The organism is Pantoea sp. Taur, assembly GCF_009830025.1.
Taxonomy (GTDB): domain Bacteria; phylum Pseudomonadota; class Gammaproteobacteria; order Enterobacterales; family Enterobacteriaceae; genus Pantoea; species Pantoea communis.
In genome coordinates, this window is the sequence record NZ_SZZZ01000018.1 from 1 (window position 1) to 20186 (window position 20186).

At 55.0% G+C, this 20186-nt stretch carries 21 protein-coding genes; 12 read left to right on the forward strand and 9 right to left on the reverse strand.

The window, feature by feature from the left end:
• On the reverse strand, nt 1–76 hold a 76-nt coding region (locus tag FD744_RS25655), incomplete at its 3' end, for a transposase (RefSeq protein ID WP_237449432.1).
• A gap of 474 nt (nt 77–550) precedes the next feature.
• Here FD744_RS25655 and FD744_RS19910 point away from each other — a divergent pair.
• Nucleotides 551–1402: an AraC family transcriptional regulator gene (locus tag FD744_RS19910; RefSeq protein ID WP_160869093.1), complete on the forward strand. Its 852-nt coding sequence runs from the start codon at nt 551–553 to the stop codon at nt 1400–1402.
• On the opposite strand, the gene FD744_RS19915 is transcribed toward FD744_RS19910, so the two are convergent.
• Entirely contained in the window at nt 1356–1754 is a 399-nt protein-coding gene (locus FD744_RS19915) for a helix-turn-helix domain-containing protein (RefSeq protein ID WP_038643912.1), read from the reverse strand. The two genes, FD744_RS19910 and FD744_RS19915, sit on opposite strands and share 47 nt — an antisense overlap.
• Before the next feature lie 192 nt (nt 1755–1946).
• Here FD744_RS19915 and FD744_RS19920 point away from each other — a divergent pair, with 192 nt between their 5' ends.
• Nucleotides 1947–2324 (forward strand): DUF1360 domain-containing protein, encoded by a 378-nt coding sequence (locus FD744_RS19920; protein WP_202403611.1) that lies wholly within the window; start codon nt 1947–1949, stop codon nt 2322–2324.
• Nucleotides 2325–2326: 2 nt separating this feature from the next.
• On the opposite strand, the gene FD744_RS19925 is transcribed toward FD744_RS19920, so the two are convergent.
• A complete protein-coding gene (locus FD744_RS19925; protein WP_160869094.1) occupies nt 2327–2791 on the reverse strand; it encodes an Rrf2 family transcriptional regulator in 465 nt (154 codons plus the stop codon).
• Nucleotides 2792–2858: 67 nt separating this feature from the next.
• Nucleotides 2859–3851 (reverse strand): LacI family DNA-binding transcriptional regulator, encoded by a 993-nt coding sequence (locus tag FD744_RS19930; protein ID WP_034829964.1) that lies wholly within the window; start codon nt 3849–3851, stop codon nt 2859–2861.
• A gap of 403 nt (nt 3852–4254) precedes the next feature.
• Between FD744_RS19930 and FD744_RS19935 the strand changes: the two genes are divergently transcribed.
• Entirely contained in the window at nt 4255–5718 is a 1464-nt protein-coding gene (locus FD744_RS19935) for a sugar porter family MFS transporter (protein WP_097118449.1), read from the forward strand.
• Between the two features lie 16 nt (nt 5719–5734).
• Here FD744_RS19935 and FD744_RS19940 read toward each other — a convergent pair whose 3' ends face one another.
• The 4 genes from FD744_RS19940 to FD744_RS19955 form a co-directional block, all read right to left on the reverse strand.
• A complete protein-coding gene (locus tag FD744_RS19940) occupies nt 5735–6868 on the reverse strand; it encodes an ROK family protein (RefSeq protein WP_058961153.1) in 1134 nt (377 codons plus the stop codon).
• A gap of 16 nt (nt 6869–6884) precedes the next feature.
• Nucleotides 6885–7625 (reverse strand): DNA replication protein DnaC, encoded by a 741-nt coding sequence (dnaC, locus tag FD744_RS19945; protein WP_034829969.1) that lies wholly within the window; start codon nt 7623–7625, stop codon nt 6885–6887.
• Nucleotides 7625–8161, reverse strand: coding sequence for a primosomal protein DnaT (dnaT, locus tag FD744_RS19950; protein WP_160869095.1), 537 nt, complete (start codon nt 8159–8161; stop codon nt 7625–7627). The genes dnaC and dnaT overlap by 1 nt, the downstream gene beginning before the upstream one ends.
• 92 nt (nt 8162–8253) lie before the next feature.
• On the reverse strand, nt 8254–8946 hold the full coding sequence (locus tag FD744_RS19955; protein WP_160869096.1) for an autotransporter domain-containing protein: 693 nt from the start codon (nt 8944–8946) through the stop codon (nt 8254–8256).
• Between the two features lie 142 nt (nt 8947–9088).
• On the opposite strand from FD744_RS19955, the gene FD744_RS19960 reads away from it, so the two are divergent.
• From FD744_RS19960 to FD744_RS20000, 9 genes are all read left to right on the forward strand, one after another.
• The gene (locus tag FD744_RS19960; RefSeq protein WP_034829972.1) at nt 9089–9649 is read left to right on the forward strand and encodes a DNA-3-methyladenine glycosylase I; all 561 of its coding nucleotides are present in this window, start codon (nt 9089–9091) and stop codon (nt 9647–9649) included.
• A 110-nt stretch (nt 9650–9759) separates the two neighbouring features.
• Nucleotides 9760–10422, forward strand: coding sequence for an OmpA family lipoprotein (locus tag FD744_RS19965; RefSeq protein WP_034829973.1), 663 nt, complete (start codon nt 9760–9762; stop codon nt 10420–10422).
• 161 nt (nt 10423–10583) lie between these two features.
• A complete protein-coding gene (locus tag FD744_RS19970; protein ID WP_160869097.1) occupies nt 10584–11588 on the forward strand; it encodes a LacI family DNA-binding transcriptional regulator in 1005 nt (334 codons plus the stop codon).
• Between the two features lie 58 nt (nt 11589–11646).
• Nucleotides 11647–12672 carry a LacI family DNA-binding transcriptional regulator gene (locus tag FD744_RS19975; protein WP_058961163.1) on the forward strand — a complete coding sequence of 342 codons (1026 nt, stop codon included), beginning with the start codon at nt 11647–11649 and terminating at the stop codon, nt 12670–12672.
• Nucleotides 12673–12827: 155 nt separating this feature from the next.
• Nucleotides 12828–13577, forward strand: a complete 750-nt coding sequence (locus FD744_RS19980; protein ID WP_097118442.1) for a sugar phosphate isomerase/epimerase — start codon at nt 12828–12830, stop codon at nt 13575–13577.
• Nucleotides 13578–13584: 7 nt separating this feature from the next.
• Complete coding sequence (locus FD744_RS19985; protein ID WP_160869098.1) at nt 13585–14526, forward strand: sugar kinase; 942 nt, start codon at nt 13585–13587, stop codon at nt 14524–14526.
• 141 nt (nt 14527–14667) lie between these two features.
• A complete protein-coding gene (locus tag FD744_RS19990) occupies nt 14668–15948 on the forward strand; it encodes an MFS transporter (protein WP_160869099.1) in 1281 nt (426 codons plus the stop codon).
• A gap of 66 nt (nt 15949–16014) precedes the next feature.
• Nucleotides 16015–16989 (forward strand): glyoxylate/hydroxypyruvate reductase GhrB, encoded by a 975-nt coding sequence (gene ghrB, locus FD744_RS19995; protein ID WP_160869123.1) that lies wholly within the window; start codon nt 16015–16017, stop codon nt 16987–16989.
• A gap of 82 nt (nt 16990–17071) precedes the next feature.
• Nucleotides 17072–18313 (forward strand): valine--pyruvate transaminase, encoded by a 1242-nt coding sequence (locus FD744_RS20000; protein ID WP_058961170.1) that lies wholly within the window; start codon nt 17072–17074, stop codon nt 18311–18313.
• A gap of 408 nt (nt 18314–18721) precedes the next feature.
• On the opposite strand, the gene FD744_RS20005 is transcribed toward FD744_RS20000, so the two are convergent.
• Entirely contained in the window at nt 18722–20173 is a 1452-nt protein-coding gene (locus FD744_RS20005) for a PLP-dependent aminotransferase family protein (RefSeq protein WP_160869100.1), read from the reverse strand.
• Between the last annotated feature and the right edge of the window lie 13 nt (nt 20174–20186).

Here is a 20186-nt window from a genome sequence, read left to right on the forward strand (position 1 = left end):
AAACAGAATGACCACGCTCAACAACCTGTTTGACTGCTTCAATTTTAAACTCTGCAGGATAACGCTTACCGCTCATGGGCACCTCTCTTTAAGTCATCTTAAATGACTCAGAGGTGTCTGTTAAACCCGTGGCGGGTCAGGGATGAGAAATCACACATTTTGGCGTCATTTGATAGCCAAGGAAATTCACCTGGGGGCATAAATGGGGGTACATGATTTAAATGAATATAAAAATACTCATTAAAATCAATGCACAAACTCAACAAATACGACTCCTGTGATCGCCACCTTCCTCTTACTGTTACTCATTTCTAAATGATTGGCTTAGGCAACCTGTAAGTCATCATTACAAGTTGGAAAATTTCAGCCTGAGGATGTAGAGCAAGGTTGGCACTTTACTTCTGCACTATTCTCCACCACTTGTTCCAATCTCTTTACCTCGCCTGCACAATGCAGTTATTCGGTAAAACCGAACAACTGAGCTCTGTTTAAAAATCAGCTTGTTCATGATTCTAAACTGTCTTTCACGCTGGCTATTGCGGAATCACCCATGCTCATCCATCCCACCGACAACCTGACCTTCTCCGGCGATCCGCGTGCGGATGAGCTGCGCAAAAAACTGCTGCAACCCAATGCACCCAAAGTGATTGCGGCGTCATTATCGAAACAGCTTGATCGAGAAAGCCGCACCCACAGACATGCCGCCGGACAACTTTACTGTCTGAAGCAAGGGATGATGACGGTCAACACGCCCTCGGGCATCTTCGCCAATCCGCCGCGCCTGGTCGGGTGGATTCCGCCACACTTCGAACATGCAATTATCGGGCCAGGTCGCGTGCTCGGCTGGACGGTGTTGGTGGATGAAGCGCTGACGGCACCGCTGCCAAAACATCCGGTGCTACTCTCCTGCCCTTCGGTGCTGGAACCGCTGGCTGAGCGGCTGGCAAGTTTGTCGCCGGATAGCTGGGGCAGCGATCGTTATAACCGGTTATGCGATGTGTTTCTCGATGAGCTGTATGAGTCCACCGAGCATGCGCTGACGCTGCCACTCCCCGAAGAGCCACGCCTGCGGCAGATCGCGCGCCTGCTCATGGACAATCCGGCGGATACCCGCACCGGCCCCGAACTGGCACAGTGGGCGGGGTTGAGTCCACGCAGTCTGAGCCGTCATTGGGCCAGTGCGGTGGGCATGAGCCTCTCGCGCTATCGCCAGGTGTCGCGGCTATTGAAATCACTGGAAGGACTGGCCGACGGCAAAAGTGTGCAGCAGGTAGCGTGGCAGGTCGGCTTTGATAGCGTGAGCAGTTACATCAGCGCGTTTCGTAGCGCCTTTGGTTCGACGCCCGGCAAATACTTTACGCCGCCTGACGCGTCTGCGGTTGCAGTATCAGAAGACTCGTAGGGCCATCGATCGCTGGCAGGCTGTGATGATATTTGCGACGAAACGCGCCGGGCGGCAGATCGTACATGCGGCGGAAGGTGCGGCACCACGTCTGCTGCGACTCAAAGCCATACTTAATCGCAATCTCCATCAACGGCATATGACCGTTCATCAGCGCAATCGCTGATGCCGTGAGTTTACGTTCGCGAATATAGCTGCCCAGCGCGATACCAGTATGGTGGCGGAACATGCGTTGCAGATGCCACTGCGAATAGCCCGCACGACGCGCGACCGTCTCCAGCGTCAGTCGCTGTTCAATATTGTCTTCGATCCAGAGCATCAGTTGATGCATACAAGCTGCCTGAATATCCATCTTTCCTCCTGATGGCGGATTAAAAAGTCAGCAGTATTATAAAAAAGCCTCAGCTGGCTATGTTTAGCGTTAAAGCCAATAAATAACGATATCTCGCCAAACTTTCATGGCTGTCGTTCTGACCCGACGCTTGCAGCTTACACCATCATGTAATATTGTAAGTTACATGATAAATGCCTGACAGGAGAATGTATGAATAGTTGGATGACTTCAGACGTGGGAACTTGTGTCGCGATAGCTCTGGCAGCGGCCAGTATCGCGATGACCCTCACGCAAACCGAGTTGTTTGCTGGCTTACGCGCGTGGACCGCCAAAAAGCACGCGCTGCTCGGCCATCTGTTCCACTGCTTTTACTGCATGAGCCATTGGACGGTGCTCGCGGGCATGGTGATTTATCGCCCTGCGCTATTGCACAGCGATATGGCATTCGTTGATTGGGTGATGACAGCGTTCATTACCTTAACCCTGACCACCTTTATCAACGGGTTGATGTTCAAAGTGTTCCAGGCAGCGGTCACCACGCATGTGATGAAGCACAATGCGCAGATCACTTTGCAGAAGCAGGATTGAGGTTATTCACTGCACAGCGGATGGGGCTCAGATTCCAGCCCCAGTTTTGCCATTTTGTTGAGGTAATCATCGGCAATATCAGCCACGGTGATATGGCTAAAGCGTTGAAGCAGCAGCACTTCCGCTTCATGGAGCGCCTGATCCAGACGCTCATCGACGGCATGTTCAACTAAACACGGCGAAGGATCGGCAGCAGGCCCGATACTGAACAGCGCAGGCGACCCAATCGCCTGATACACATCCAGCAGCGTAATCGCGCTGAGTTCCACCCGCAGCTCCCAACCGCCGCCGTGCCCCTTCTCCGAGACCACATAGCCTTTTTCGCGCAGGCCAGACATCATGCGGCGTACCACCACCGGATTGGTGCCCAACATCTTCGCCATCGCTTCCGAAGTGGCGCGTTTAACGTGCCGATCAAGATGAATTAAGGCGTGCAGTGAGCGGGACATTCGGTTGTCGCGGGGCATGGATCATTCCTCTAAAGTTCACGACACTGTAGCAAAGCCGCCCGGTAGCAACAATTTATCCGGTCGTCTAGATAGTCGCTCCCATCGAGAGTCGATAATGCAGATTGACCTGTTCAATAGTCGGCTGCTGGTTAATCTTCTTCAGCACAATCTCGGTGGCGACTTTACCCATCTCAAAACGTGGCGTGATCACGCTGGCTAAGCGCGGCGTGGTGGCCTGGCCAATCTCCAGCCCGTGAAAACCGGCAATCGCCATCGTCTGTGGCACGGCAATTCCGGCTGCCTGACACTCCTGCAATACGCCGACAGCTAAATCATCATTGGTGCAGAGAATCGCGTCCATTTCCGGATAGAGCTGGCGTGCCAGCGTCATCATGCCCGTACCAATCGATACTGAAGAGACCTTGTTCGGCACAATTCTTCCCGCCGGGAAGCCCGCCGCTTCCACCGCATCACGATAACCCGCATAGCGCTGCTCATCGCGGCGATCGGACATCGAACCAAAATAGATGACGCGCTGTTTGCCGCTGGCCAGCAGCATCGAGGTCATATCGTAACCGGCGCGATAGTTATCAAAACCGACATTGATCCGCCCGCTGGCTTCCGTCAACCCCATCACTTCCGCCACCGGAATATTGGCGGCATTGAGGTATTTCTCGGCGCGCACCGTGTGCACGGATTCGGTGAGGATCAGCCCTTTGATGTTAAACGCCAGCACGGTAGCGATCTGCTCCTCTTCACGCTGGGCGTTGTAGTCGTAATTGACCACCAGCGTCTGATAGCCGTGCGCACTGGTGACCGACTCAATGCCCGCCAGCAGATCGGCAAAGATTTGGTTGTTAAACGAAGGAACCAGCACGCCAATACGCGGCTGACTCTGTTTGGTTGCGGTGGTGTTGTCGCTATCGGGGACGTAGCCGATTTCAGCCATGACGCTGGCAATTTTCTCCGCCGTTTCCGTTTTAACCTTTTCCGGGGTACGTAAATAACGGCTTACCGTCATTTTGGTGACGCCCGCCAGGGTAGCAATATCGTCCAGAGTGATGCGCTGCGTTTTCATTGCGACGTCCGCAAAGATGGCCTGTCAATCAACGTATTATGCCCGTTGCCCGGAAAAAAATGAAACCTACGCTTAACCTCCCTCAAGGAGAGAAATCAGCGTCACATTACAGAATAAAAATTTCACACCGTTGCAAGAAAAAACAAGAATAGTCATATCACGCCTCTCGCCTCTGATAAAAAACCTATCATTTCAGCCAAATATGGCCCTACCGTGAATATTGCCATCAGCAATTTTCGCAACGTCGTTCACACTTTCTGGAAAAAATGATCCAAAAACCATCATTTAGAACATATATTCCAACATGATGACCTTGAGTGAAAAACGCTGAACATCGATAACCTACACCACTCCTCTTTCTGAACACGTAACGTTCAGGCCGTAGAGACAAGGGGCTATAACAATGGATACCAGGCAAAAACGCTACAACATGAAGTACGTCATACTCTGCTGTACCGTCGCGGCATTTGGCGGACTGCTAATGGGCTATGACTCTTCAATTATCTCCGGTGCAATCGAACCTTTAAGTGAATATTTCCAGTTAACCCCCGCAGAAACCGGCTGGGCCGTCTCCAACATTCTGCTGGGTAGCTTAGTGGGCTGCTTTATTGCCCCGCGACTGAGCGACAAACTCGGACGCAAAAAATCGCTCGCCATTACCGCACTGCTGTTCACCGTTTCGGTGATCGGCACCGCCATCGCCCACAACTTCACGGTGTTTGTGCTGTTCCGCATCATTGGTGGGCTGGCGATTGGCCTCGCCTCGGTGATTTCGCCGATTTACCTCGCGGAACTGTCGCCCTCGAAGTTTCGCGGCCGTACCACTGCACTCTATGCGGTATGCTGTGTCGGTGGACAATCGGTGGTGTTACTGACCAACTACTTCATCACCAAATCGACGCTGCCTGAGGTGATGATCAACATGGGCTGGCGTTACATTCTGGCTACTGCACTAGTGCCTTGTGCACTGTTCATCTTCTTCATCGCCTTTATCCCGGAATCTCCGCGCTGGAATGTGCTCAAGGGCAAATACGATGAAGCGCTGGATACGCTGACCAAAATTTCCAACCGCGAGCATGCCGAGAGCGTGTTCAATGAAATCAAACACTCGTTCTCAGACAAAACCGCACACCAACATAAATCGCGCCTGCGCCTGGATAAAACCACCATTCCGCTGTTGATCATCGGTATCGGCCTGGCGGTCGGTAACCAGATCAGCGGCATTAACGTCATTCAGTACTTCGGTCCGACATTGCTGAAGAACGTGGCGGGCAGCACCGATTCGGCGTTGCTGCAGACCTTCTGGCTGTCGATTTGTCAGTTTATTGGCGTGCTGGCGGGCATGATGGTGATTGATAAAATTGGCCGCCGTAAGCTGCTGCTGCTGGGGGCCATCACCTCCTGCATCTGCCTCGCTTACTCGTTCATCGCGTTCTATTATCACCTGCCGGGTATGCTGGCGGTGGTGGGTCTGTTTGCCTATATGATTTTCTTTGGCATGACCTGGGGCCAGATTGTCTGGACTGTGCTGGGCGAAATCTTCCCTACCGAAATTCGTTCGATCTGCGTCGGGATTTCCATCTGTGCCATGTCGCTGGCGAACTTTGTGATCAGCAGTACTTTCCCGATCATGAACAGCAGCCCGATGCTGCTGGATCTGTTCCACGGCGGCTTCCCTCTGCTGCTGTTCGCGATTTTCTCTCTGGGAATGTACTTCTTTACCTTCCGCTACCTGCCAGAGACCGCGGGCGTGTCGCTGGAGAAAATTCATGGGCTGGTGCTGGAGAAGTTTAACGTCGAAGCGGATTTGCCGCAGAGCACCTCAACGACCAAATCCAGCGAGTCATTTGATATTCCACGGCATTAATGTGATGAGCGCGCGCCTATGAGATGGCGCGCTCATATTGTTCAATCACCGCCAGCGCCAAACCGTTGGCAGGATCAATACGCTGCGGCAGGAAATGCAGCTGCGTGTGGGAGAAGGTAAAGGCCAGCGTGCTGGCCTGCGCCGTTTCTTCAACCGCCTGGATAAAGGCAGGATGCGTATTCCACGGCCCATCAATAATGATGCTCGCCGGGTTCACCAGCTGCATCACATGGCTCAGGGCGTGGCCCAAATGTTGACCGGTTAACGCCATCACTTCACTCACGATCTGCGGTTCACTGGCGGCATTCTGCCAGCGCAGTCCTGTTTTACGCTGCCCCAACTGCTGTTGAATTGCGGGCTGACTGATCAACGTTTCCAGGCAGCCTGAACGTCCACAGCTACAACGCAACCCTTTCGGTTGCACCTGCAAATGACCAATCTCCCCGGCGGTCCAGCTGCTGCCGACAAACACTTCGCCCTGTTCCACCAGCGCACCGCCAACCCCTTCACCGATACGCAGATAAAAATGGCTTTGTGCTCTATCCAGATCGAGTTGCTCCACCGAGAGCAGCGCAGCGGCTTTGACGTTATGCATAATGCGCAGCGGCAAACGGCAGGCGCTGACCAGCGGCGTCAAAACATCGACATCCTGCCAGCCAAGATGGGCGGAAAAGTGCACCCTGCCGCGCTGTGGATCGATAATGCCGGGAAAGCCGACGGCGATGCCCAGCAACTCAGGATGCGCAGCGTGCAATGTCTGGCACACTTCCTCCAGCTCACGCAACAGCTGCTCAGGATCGGCGGTCGCCGTTTGCCAGGTCTGTTCCGCAATCACCTGCGAGAAATAATCACAGACGCGCCAGTGAATGGCGTTGCGCTCCACCATGATGCCGGCGCTTTTTAGCTTTTCCGCGCGTAGCGAAATTTCGATTTTTGGGCGTCCAGCCGCTGCCACGCTCACCGGGCCGAGTTCGTGAATCAGGCCCTGCGCCAGCAAATCATCCACAATCAGGGATACGGTGTTTTTACTCAGCTGCAGTGCCAGCGCGATATCCTGGCGGGAAGTAATACGTGTGCTACGCAGTTGCGTCATCACGCGCTTAAGGTTGTTTAATCGAAGTAATGCGGGGCCTTTACCGGCTGCTTTCATCGCGCGCCCACCTGACTCAATACTCATCACCGCGTACACGGCTGCGATAGCTTTCCCAATCGAAACGCACCCACAAACTGGTGCCGAGACGCATACGATCCATCACGCGCTCACCTAATAAGCCGTTCATTCCCGCCGGGTCCAGATTCGACAACATGCCGGTTGGGCGTTTTGACGATGAGCGACGATCGACAATCTGATTGATGATCACTTTTTCGTAGCGGGATTCGCTCTGCATGCCGATCTCATCGATCACCAGCAGATCCACATGGCTGAGATCCTGCAGCAAGCGCTCTTCGGTGATGTCGCTGCCACCGCTGAAGGTGCCTTTCATGCTCGACATCAAATCGGCCACGGTGACAATCAATACGCTTTTGCCACGCAGAATGAGGTCGTTACCAATGGCGGCGGCCAGATGGTTTTTTCCGGTGCCAGGGCGGCCAGAAAACACGAAGCTGGCGATGCTGTTGTCAAACCCGGCGGCATACTCACGCGCCAGCGCGAGTGCTTTGCGCTGACCGTCATTCTCGACGCGATAGTTATCAAACGAGCAGTTCATGTGCAGCTCACGGATACCGGAACGCCCCATGATACGCTGCATTTTCATGGCGCGGTTTTCTCGCACGATGGCTTCAGAGCGCAGGCGGCCCTGTTCCTGATTCCACGCCAGCAGCTCTTCACCGTTTTTAAATTTCGGTTGTACATCCGCAGGCATAAATTTTTTCAGGCGACTGAAAAGATCGTTCGGCGTTTTCATCACTCACCTCGGAATCCATCGGGGATATCATATTGAGTATTGCTGATCTGGGTGACATCGCGCTTCGGCTGACCGCCATTGGCGGCACGGTTCATTTGCACGCTGCGCGCCAGTTTCTGCTGCCACTGCACATGATGGAACAGTCGGCCTTCGGCCTGCCAGTAAGCCACAAAGGCGGCCAGTTCGGCTGCGGTCACCGGTTCACTCAGCGCGACACCCCAAATGGCGGCCTGCCGCTGAAAATCGTGATCCGGCTGCCAGCCCGCGTACATGGCAAACTTGCCTACCGGTGTGGCAATCGGTGCCGCATCGGCATGGAACAGGCTGTCATCCAGCGTGACATCATTTGGCTGCTGCGCTGCGGCTTCCAGCGCCAGCAGCTGTGCCAGACGCTGCGGTGTCAGCGCATAAAAAGCGGGCGCATTATTGTGCAACACCGCCAGCACGCCGTTATCGGCCTGCTGCAACACGGCAAGCGGATCCTGGCAAAAGCCATCCAGCCCCACCAGCGTTGAAGATAAGATTTTAACTGACATGAAGAAACCTGACGTTGACCAACCCGGAGCGCCGATAGATTCAGCGCTAAGCGGTCAGTGTACCTGTTTTAATGCGATGGATCGCGCAGGATTTAGAAGCTGGCGCTGACGCCAAGGCTGTAAATAAACTGCTCACCGCTGACCACCGCCCCGGTTTGCGAGAAGGAAGCGAAAGCCGCCATATTTTGCCCAAACGGCACATTGGCGCCCACGCTGACATCCACCCAGTTGCTTTCATGGCCGATCTCCTCGGGGCGATCGCGCAGCGATGACGCATTTTCATCACTCAATTGATGGCTGTAGCTAACCTGTGCCCAGGGTGAAATCCAGTCAAGAGTGGAATCAAGACGCCAGCCCAGTGAGGCAATATGTCCGGCGTGATTGCCATCGACAAATTCACACTTCGGGCAACTCACTCGCGAATCATCCACCGCGAATTGCGCCACCGGACCGGTGCGCAGCGTCGCACTCATCGGCATCTGCCAGCCTGCCGAATAGCGGTTAGCAAAGGGGGCATTCCCCACGCTGGCTTTTTCACTGTGCAGCACCATCGCGCTCTCATCCGGTGAATTAAGCGCGGCATCCATCAGGCTGATGTCACGATCTTCTGTCAACATCAGGTGATGACTGGAAATCTTTTCAGCAAGTATCGCATTGTAATCCGGCACATAATCCGCGCCTGATTCATCCCAGGCGTAAGCCGGCAGCGCCGCAAATAACAGCCACACACTGCCAAAAGCCAGCATGAGATTGTGCTGGCCTGTCCACTCACTTTTCTGCAACATGAAAGACTCCTGACGAGCCAGAAAGGAAACGGGCGTTAAGATTCAGGTTTATTGATTATCGGCACCCATTGATTAACTATTAATCGATTCTGTAATACGTCAAGGGATTAACTGTATTTTCCTCATGCTTAGGGAGAGTAATATGCAACGTTGTGGCTGGGTAACACAGGATCCACTCTATCTGGCGTACCACGATAATGAGTGGGGTGTGCCGCAAACTGATAAGCGGGCCTTATTTGAAATGATCTGCCTTGAGGGACAACAGGCGGGTTTGTCGTGGATCACCGTGCTCAAGAAACGTGAGAACTATCGTCGCGCGTTCCACGAATTTGATCCTCAGGCCGTGGCGTTGATGGATGAGGCCGACATGCTGCGCTTGCTGCAAGACAGCGGATTAATTCGTCATCGCGGCAAGCTGGAGGCGATCATCAATAACGCCAAAGCCATGCTGGCGCTGGAAGCGGAAGGCGAGGACTTTTCACGCTTTGTCTGGTCATTTGTCGATAATCAGCCGATTTTGCACCGTTTCGCCGATTACAAGCTGGCGCCCACCACCTCCGAGCCTGCCATCGCGCTCTCTAAAGCGTTAAAGAAGCGTGGTTTTAAATTCGTCGGTCCCACAACATGCCATTCATTTTTGCAGGCGTGCGGGCTGATTAACGATCATCAAACCAGCTGTTTCTGCCATCCCGATAATCTTTAACGCAAAACTTTACACTTTAAGACTGACCCTCACGCATTTCCCCATTATTGAACGGCATAATAGTGCCGTTTTGGGGCATTTTACCCGTGTGACTTTGTGAGGGATTTTCAATGAAAAAGCGTAGTTTGACGCTGGCCTTGTTACTCAGCGGCAGCGTTGTGCTGTCCGGTTGTACCACCAATCCTTATACCGGCGAATCGCAGGCCGGGAAATCCGGCATCGGCGCGGGCTTAGGTGCCGTGCTGGGTGCAGGCGTTGGCGTGTTGTCATCGTCGAAGAAAGATCGCGGCAAAGGCGCGCTGATTGGTGCCGCATCCGGTGCGGCGCTGGGCGGTGGCGTCGGCTATTACATGGATGTGCAGGAAGCGAAGCTGCGCGACAAAATGCGCGGTACTGGCGTCAGCGTGACGCGTCAGGGCGATAACATCGTGCTGAATATGCCGAATAACGTCACTTTTGACTCCAACAGCAGCAACCTCAAACCGGCAGGCGCCAACACGTTAACAGGTGTCGCAATGGTGCTGAAAGAGTATCCTAAAACCGCCGTCAATGTGGTGGGCTTCACCGACAGCACCGGTACGCGCGCGCTGAATATGCGCCTGTCGCAACAGCGTGCGGAGAGTGTGGCCAGCGGCCTGATTCTGCAAGGCGTAGCCCAGAACCGTCTGCGCACGCAGGGCATGGGCCCGGATAATCCGGTGGCCAGCAACAGCACCGAAGCGGGTAAAGCACAAAACCGCCGCGTCGAGATCACGCTGAGTCCACTGGGTTAATCCCGCTCGCCGATCTGTTTCTGCAGATCGGCTTTTCCGCACGTTTTTACACCGCAATTGACGCTTTTTGTATCAGATAACGCTCTATAATCGTCAACCAATAGAGCCGTGAAATACTTTATGCTAGCGTGATCAAAATTTGATCAGTGGAAAACGTCATCATGTCGCTCAAAGCCATTGCCGCTGCCCTCGGCCTCTCTGTTACCACCGTGAGTCGTGCGCTAAATGGCTATGACGATGTTGCGGCCGCCACGCGTAAACGTATTGAAGAAGAAGCCACTTCCCGCGGCTATCGTCCGAATGATGCCGCGCGCCGTCTGAAGACCGGCCGCGCCAATGCCGTCGGACTGGTTTTCCCGGTCAGCACCGCCTCTTTGAATGACAGCTATTACAGTGAAATGCTGTTGACGCTGGATCAACGCCTCGCTCAGCATGAAATTGATCTGATGATTCTGCCGGATAAACCGCAGGATAAGCACCGCACGCTGATGCGCTTGCTGCGCAGTGGCGCGCTGGATGCGCTGATTCTCACCCATACCCAACCGCATGATATCCGTCTGCAGCGTTTGCAGCAGAAAGGCTATCGCTTTCTCACGCTGGGCCGCAGCCAGCTGCCGCAACCTTATGCCTGGTTTGATTACGATAATCATGCAGGCACCTTGCTGGCCGCTGAACACTGCCTGCAACAAGGGCTGACCAGGCTTGCCTATCTTGGCGGCAACGAGCCCTGCACGTATATCCTCGATCGTCGCCACGGCTTTATCGATGCCCTCACACAGCATCAACCACCTATCGCGCCAACGATGCTGGCCGCGCTGCCGATGACACGTCGTGCCGGTTACCAGCAAACACAGCGCTGGCTGGCGCAGGATATCGCGCCTCAAGCCATCATCACGGATTGTGCGCCGCTGGGTGAAGGCGCGGCCATCGCGTTGCAGCAGGCCGACCGTTTAAGCGGCGCGCGGGCGATCCCCCTCTATGTCTACGATGGCTTGCCGCATGACTCCATTATCGATCATCCGGTGAACGCGATTTTGCAGCTATCGCAGCAGCGCATTGGCGAACGCGTGGCCGAAATGGTGCTGCAACTGCTGGAAGGTGCACCGCTTGAGGAGCTCCAGACGCTGTGGCAACCGATGTTGCGCCTCACTTCTGATGCACAATGATTGCGTGCGCGCCGCGCTGTGATAGTCTTCGCCTGATTTTATTATTCAGGTGTACGCGATGAAGACCAGGCCGCCACGAGCCACAATCAGTGACGTTGCCCGCACGGCAAAAACCGGTAAAACCAGCGTTTCCCGCTATCTTAATGGCGAAGTGAATCTGCTCTCGCCCGATCTCAAAGCCCGTATTGAACAGGCGATTGCCGACCTCGATTATCGTCCCAGCCAGATGGCACGCGGCCTGAAGCGTGGCCGCACGCGGCTGATTGGCCTGATTATCGCGGATATTACCAATCCCTATTCCGTGGATGTGCTGAGCGGTATCGAAGCGGCCTGCCGTGCGCAGGGCTTTACGCTGCTGATGTGTAACACCAACAACGAAGTCGATCGCGAGCAGTATTATCTGCAACTGCTGAGCAGCTATCAGGTTGAGGGCATCGTGGTGAACGCGGTCGGGATGCACGAAGAGGTGCTGAAGCGCCTGCAGCAGTCGATGCTGCCGATGGTGCTGATCGACCGCAAAATCCCTGACTTCGCCTGTGATGTGGTTGGCCTGAATAACCCCGAAGCCGCGCAAATTGCCACCCAGCATCTGCTGGACAACGGTTACGATGCCCTGCTGTTCCTCAGCGAACCCTTAGGTAGCGTCAACACCCGCCGTGAACGCCTTGGCGCATTCTATGACACCAGCAAAGCCCACGCCGGCGTGATGGCGGAAAACGCCGAAGTCCCCCTGCATCAGCCTGAACAGCTGGAGCAGGTGCTGCGGACATTCCAGCAACGCCACAGTGACAAACGCTGCGCGGTGATGGCCGCTAACGGTGCGCTGACCTTACAGGTGGCGCGCGCCTTGCAGCGTCTCGAACAGCGCTGGGGTGAAACCATTGGCCTGCTTGGTTTTGATGAGCTGGAGTGGGCTGCACTGGCAGGCGTGGGCATCACCACCCTGAAACAGCCCACCTGGCAAATTGGCTATGCGGCGCTGGAACAGGTGATCTCACGTATTGACGGTAATGAGCAGCCGATCAATGAGCAGGTTTTCCCCGGTGAGCTCATTGTGCGCGGCTCCAGCCAGCCGCTGCGCTAATCCCCTTTTCTCTGGCTCACTTCGTGAGCAGGATCATAATTCCACACTCTCTTCCTTTCATTTGGAACCGGTTCCATTTAGGTTTTTTTTAAGACATCGATTTAAAACAACGGGCGGCTCAGACCGCATCCTTCCGAGTTCAATGGAGAGACAACATGGCACATCCGGAAATCATCGTGGTCACCGCCGCCTACGGCACGCACAAAGTCGCTGAGTTAGGTGGTCAAACCGCCCTGCTGCCGCTGATCAAAGCCGCTGGCGCGGATGGCGTAGAAATCCGTCGTGAGCTATTCAGCGAAGATGATCTGCTGAGACTGCATTCGCTCAACGAGGCAATTGCTCAACAGCAGCTCAGTGCCAGCTACTCGGTGCCGGAAGCGTTGTGGCTGGAAGATGGCTCGCTCAACCCTCGTCTGGGGCAGTTCCTGCTGGAAGCCGAACAGATTGGCGCTAAGCGTTTGAAAATCGCCCTCGGCCATTTTGTCGATCTCTCCGACGCTGCGCTGGTTGAGGTACTCGCCGCATCGCCAGTAACCGTGGTGGTGGAAAACGATCAAACGCCAGACAGCAAACTGGCCCCGATGCAGACCTTCTTCCATCGTGCCTGCGATGCCGCCCTGCCGCTGGATATGACCTTCGACATGGGCAACTGGCAGTGGACCGGCGAAGACGCTTTGCAGGCCGCAGCGCAGCTCAGCCGTTACGTCAGCTACATTCACGTGAAAGCCGCGGTGCCACATGGCGAGAGCTTCCGTGCGGTGGCGCTGGACGAAACCGACGGCAGCTGGCGCACATTGCTTAACGCACTGCCTGCTGATGCGCCGCGCGGCATCGAGTTCCCACTCGAAGGCGAAGATCTGCTGGCCGTGACACGCCATTACGTTGAATTGCTGCGTGCGCTGTAAGGAGTCGATGATGAAGCAACTGGATGTGGTCACGATTGGCGAAGCGATGGCGATGTTTATCGCTCAGCAAAGCGGGGATCTCGCCGCCGCAGAGGGCTTCGTCAAACGTATTGCCGGTGCCGAACTGAATGTAGCCATCGGCCTGGCGCGCCTTGGTTTACAGGTCGGCTGGGTCAGCCGCGTCGGCGATGACAGTTTCGGCCGTTTTACGCTGCAACAGCTGGCGAAAGAGAAGGTCGATCATCACTGTGTGACCACCGATACCCGCTATCGCACCGGTTTTCAGCTCAAGTCGCGCGTCGATGACGGTTCCGATCCTGAAGTGGAATATTTCCGTGCAGGCTCCGCCGCCAGCCATCTGTCACCAGACGATTTTAATGCGGATTATTTTGGTGGCGCGCGTCACCTGCACCTGAGCGGCGTGGCCGCCGCCCTCTCCGACAGCTCGCTTGAGTTGACCAAACATGCGGCCAAAGAGATGCGTTCGCGCGGCAAAACCATCTCCTTCGATCCGAATTTGCGCCCGGTGTTATGGCGCAGCGAGGAGGAAATGCGTAAGCAGCTGAATCTGCTGGCAGAGTATGCAGACTGGGTGCTGCCGGGTGAGAAAGAAGGGTTCATTCTGACCGGCTATCGTCAGCCAGAAGCCATCGCCGATTTCTATCTGGATAAAGGTGTACGGGCTGTGGTGATCAAAACCGGCTGCGACGGCGCCTGGTATAAAACCGCCGATGGTGAAAAGGGCAATGTCGCACCGATTCTCGTCGATAACGTGGTGGATACCGTCGGCGCGGGCGATGGTTTTGCCGTGGGCCTGATCAGCGCATTGCTGGAAGGCAAATCGCTGCCACAGGCGATTCTGCGCGGTAACAAGATTGGTTCGCTGGCGATTCAGGTCGCCGGCGACAGTGAAGGCCTGCCGACGCGCGCGGCACTGGGCGATTTTTAATCAAGCGGTTGCCTTCATTGGCAACCCTGCAGGTCGGGTACGCATTAACGCGTACCTGGTGAAACAGTCTGTCTCTACACAACCCGATTATTTCGAGGCGCATCCATTGAATGTGCCCGCCTCAAAACAGAGGAGTCACCCATGAAATCGCAGACAATCGCGCCAAAACGCTGGTGGTTTATCATGCCCATCGTGTTTATCACCTACAGTCTGGCGTATCTGGACCGGGCGAACTTTAGCTTCGCCTCTGCCGCAGGGATTAATGACGATCTCGGCATCACCAAAGGCATGTCATCGCTGTTGGGTGCCCTGTTCTTCCTTGGCTATTTCTTCTTCCAGATCCCCGGCGCGGTGTATGCCGAACGCCGCAGCGTGAAGAAGCTGATTTTCTGGTGCCTGATTCTGTGGGGCGGCTGTGCCTCATTAACCGGCGTGGTAAGCAACATTCCGATGCTGGCAGCGATTCGTTTCGTGCTCGGCGTGGTGGAAGCGGCGGTGATGCCGGCGATGCTGATTTACATCAGTAACTGGTTCACTAAGTCGGAACGTTCGCGCGCCAACACTTTCCTGATCCTCGGCAATCCGGTCACGGTGCTGTGGATGTCGGTGGTGTCCGGCTATCTGATTAATGCTTTCGGCTGGCGTGAAATGTTTATCTTCGAAGGCATCCCGGCGGTGATCTGGGCCGTGGCCTGGTGGTTCCTGGTGCAGGACAAGCCAGCACAAGCCAAATGGATGAGCAACGAAGAGAAATCAGCACTGCAGGCGCAGTTGCAGAAAGAGCAGGAAGGCATCAAAGCGGTGCGTAACTATGGCGAAGCCTTCCGCAATCGCAATGTGATCATTCTGTGCATGCAATATTTTGCCTGGAGCATTGGCGTGTACGGTTTCGTACTGTGGCTGCCTTCGATTCTGCGTAACGGCACACAGATGGGCATGGTAGAGGCGGGTTGGCTTTCAGCAGTGCCTTATCTGGTGGCGACCATTGCGATGGTCGTGGTGTCATGGGCGTCTGACAAAAAGCAAAACCGTAAGCTGTTTGTCTGGCCGCTGCTGCTGATTGGGGCGCTGGCGTTCCTTGGCTCCTATCTGGTCGGTTCCAGCCACTTCTGGCTGTCGTATGCGCTGCTGGTGATTGCCGGTGGCGCGATGTATGCCCCTTACGGCCCGTTCTTTGCCCTGATTACTGAGATGCTGCCACGCAACGTTGCTGGCGGTGCCATGGCGCTGATTAACAGCATGGGCGCACTCGGTTCCTTCATCGGATCGTGGATTGTAGGCTATCTTAATGGCGCAACCGGCAGTCCTGCTGCCTCTTATATCTTTATGGGTGCCGCGCTGCTGGTCTCGGTGTGGCTGACGTTAATCGTCAAGCCCGCGGAGAACAAGACAGCACCGATTCATGGGGCGAAGCACGCCTGAAAGCGTAAGAAATGACTTTCCCGGGCGGCTCAGGCCGCCCGTCACACGTTCTACAGGGAGCAAATGATGAAACCTGCTGTGATTCTTTATAAGAGCCTGCCAGACGATCTGCGCGCTAAACTGGATGCCCATTTTACCGTCACCGAAGTGCATGACGTCTCCCCCGAAACCGTGCAACAGCATGCCGCACAGTTTGCGGAAGCACAGGGTTTGCTGGGTTCTGGTGGAAAGGTAAATGGCGATCTGCTGGCAAAGATGCCCGCACTGCGCGCTTGTTCCACCGTGTCTGTGGGTTACGACAACTTTGATGTCGAAGCCTTAAATCAGCGCAATGTACTGCTGATGCACACGCCAACCGTTTTGACCGAAACCGTGGCCGATACCATGATGGCGCTGGTGCTGAGCACCGCCCGTCGCGTCACCGAGTTGGATCAATGGGTTAAGGCCGGTGAGTGGAAGAAAAGCATCGGACCAGAACATTTCGGCATCGACGTGCATCACAAAACCCTGGGGATTCTTGGCATGGGCCGTATCGGCCTGGCGCTGGCGCAGCGTGCGCACTTCGGCTTTGGCATGAACATTCTCTACAACGCACGCCGTCAGCATGAAGAGGCGGAAACCCGCTTCGGTGCACGTGCCTGTGATCTTGAAACGCTGCTGAAAGAGAGTGATTTTGTTTGCATCAGCCTGCCGCTGACCGAGCAGACGCACCATATGATTGGCGCTGCACAGCTCAAGATGATGAAACCCAGCGCGGTCCTGATTAACGCAGGTCGTGGCCCGGTGGTCGATGAGCAGGCGCTGACGGCGGCATTGAAGGACGGCACGATTCACGCAGCCGGTCTGGATGTGTTTGAAGTGGAGCCGGTGCCTGCCGATGCGGAGATCCTTAAGTTGCCGAACGTGGTAGCGCTGCCGCACATCGGCTCAGCCACCCATGAAACGCGTTACGGTATGGCACGTGATGCGGTGGATAACCTAATTGCTGCGCTGAGCGGCAAAGTCGAGAAAAACTGCGTTAACCCGCAAATCCAGGCCTAAGCTTGCTGCTTTAGCCATTGCGCCTGCCCGTGGCGGGCGCTATGGTGGTTGCCCATTCCCGATTACAATGTTTTAACTTCCTATGTCCTTTTCTCAGTTCGGCGACAAATTTACTCAACATTCCGGCATCTCACGTCTGATGGAAGACATGGGTGAAGGCCTGCGCACGCCCGGCACCATTATGCTTGGCGGCGGCAACCCGGCGCAGATCCCGGCCATTAATGACTACTTCAACCAGCTGCTGCTGCAGATGCATCAGGACGGCAAACTGAGCGAAGCGCTGTGCAATTACGACGGTCCGCGTGGCAAAACGCTGCTGCTGGATGCGCTGGCGAACATGCTGCGTGACGAGCTGGGCTGGCCGATTACCGCACAAAATATTGCGCTGACCAACGGCAGCCAGAGCGCGTTCTTCTATCTGTTTAACCTGTTCGCGGGTCGTCGCGCCGACGGCAGTAAAAAGCGCGTGCTATTCCCGCTGGCGCCGGAGTATCTCGGTTACGCCGATGCCGGGCTGGAAGAAGATCTGTTTGTTTCCGCCAGGCCGAACATTGAGCTGCTGCCAGAGGGGCAGTTCAAATATCACGTCGATTTTGACCATTTGCCGCTGAATGAGGACGTGGGCCTGATTTGTGTGTCGCGCCCGACCAACCCGACCGGCAACGTGATCACCGATGACGAGCTGATGCAGCTGGATGCGCTGGCACAGCAGCACGGCGTGCCATTACTGATCGATAACGCCTACGGTGTGCCCTTCCCCGGCATTATCTTCAGCGAAGCCCGTCCGCTGTGGAACCCAAATACCATTCTGTGCATGAGCCTGTCGAAACTCGGCCTGCCGGGTGCACGTTGCGGCATTATCGTCGCCGATGAGAGCACGATTAGCGCGATTGGTAACATGAATGGGATTATCAGCTTAGCGCCAGGCAGCATTGGCCCGGCGATCGCCACTGAGATGATTGTGCGTGGCGATTTGCTGCGTCTGTCGGAAGAGGTGATCAAGCCGTTCTATCAGGCCAAGGTAAGCGAGACGATTGCCATTCTGCGCCGCTATCTGCCGGAAGATCGCTGCCTGATCCACAAACCCGAAGGGGCAATTTTCCTCTGGCTGTGGTTCCGCGATCTGCCGATCAGCACCGAAGCCTTGTATCAGCGCCTGAAAGCGCGCGGCGTGCTGATGGTGCCGGGCCACTTCTTCTTCCCAGGTCTGGAACAGGAATGGCCGCATACACATCAATGTATGCGCATGAACTATGTACCGGATGCGGAGAAGATTGAACGCGCGGTGCAGATTCTGGCGGAAGAGCTGGAGAAGATTGGCTAAACCGATCTCTTAATACGCCTCTCGAATAAGATCGAGAGGCGTTGATTTATTAATTATTATTGTACCAGTCGTAAAAGCGGAACAGGCTTGAATAAAAGGTGTAAATTCCCATTACCATAAATATCCAAATTACAGTCCCGAGAAATCCTGGTATGTGGATTGGGCTAAATGGTAAAGATTCACTTGATAGCAGAACAAAAGTAATGCACCAAAGTATATCTTTAATGAGTTTACGCTTAGGATAATCCCACCCCAAAATTTTCATCACTAATCCTTGTCATCTACACGTTGGCCTGGAATATAAACCATGTGAAACAAGAATAAATTAGCGATTCCATTAACTGGTAGCGAATAATAAACAAAAAAGCCGATGCTTATTTAAATTTGTGAACTACTTCCAAATAATCTCTATTTATCCGCCACCAGCGATAGCTGGCACCATTGCGCCAGCTGTTTGATCGCCTCCTCCACTTCCGCATTCCAGCCAAAACCGGCGTTCAGTCGGAAACAGTGGTCGTAGCGGTGATCGGTAGCGAAGATGTGGCCCGGCGCGATGCCGATGCCCGCGTTGCGCGCTTTAAGAAACAGCGCGCGCACGTTTAACGCCTGTACAGGCATTTCCACCCACAACACATAGCCGCCTTCCGGATCTGACACGCGCGTGCCCGCAGGGAAGTCGCGCAGCACCGCCTGGCGCATATGGTGAATCTGATTCTTCAACTCACGGCGCAGTTTGCGCAGATGCGCGTCGTAGCCGCCGCTGCGCAGCAGTTCGGCAATCGCCGCCTGTGACAGCACCGAAGTACCCATACTGGTGGTGTATTTCAATGAGGCGATTTTGCGCATGTAGTTGCTGCTGTGTACCCAGCCAATACGGATACCGGGTGCCACCGTTTTCGAGAAGCCGCTGCACAGAATGGCATTCGGGCTAAAGGCGCGCATCGGGAACGGACGGCGATCGCCAAACGCCGTATCACCGAAAATATCGTCCTCAATGATCACCACATCATTCTCATCAGCCTGACGCGCAATATAGGCTTTCTGCTCGTTGGGAATGCTTTTCCCCAGCGGATTATTGATGTTGTTGATGGTGAGATAGGCCTGCACCGCTTTACGCTGAAACAGCGCGGTGAGTTTGCTGACGTTAACATAACCTTCCGGCCCGGCTTCCACTTCAATCACGCGCAGATTGAGATTATGCAGCATCTGCAACAGCACGAAGTAGCACGGCGATTCCACTGCCACGATATCACCGGGGCGGGTGGTGGCGCGCAAAGCCAGTGAGATAGCTTCGATGCAGCCGTTGGTGATCAGGATGTCATCGGCGCTGATATTGCAGCCATAATCCACCGCGCGGCGTGCAATCTCGGCTTTGAGCGGCGCATAGCCGGTGCCCTTCACCGTGTTGCCGAGCAGTGCCGGTTTGCTGTAGCCCATCTGGCGCATCAGCAATCCAATTTTCTTGACCGGATAGAGCGAGATATCGCCATTCGCCAGATCCAGCCGCACACGACAATCGGAGCCCAGCATGGCCAGATGCAGCTCGGTTTGTTCATCCAGCGGGGCGACTTCACGCGGCTGTTCGCTGTTGATCGCTGCCGGTAACGTCACCGGAACCTTAAGGGGTGCCACAAAAAAGCCGGACTTAGGACGCGCCACCGCGTAGTGCTCATCCTCCAGCGTGCGTAATGTTTTCAGCGCGGTGGTCATGCTGACGCTGTACTGCGTCGCCAGCGTGCGCACCGACGGTAAACGGCTATCAGGCGGCAGCGATCCGCTGTGAATCGCCTGTTTTATCTGCTCTGCAATCTGACGGTAACGACTACTCTGACTCTCCTGTTCACCCGTTCCATCCGCCATCTGTTCCACCCTA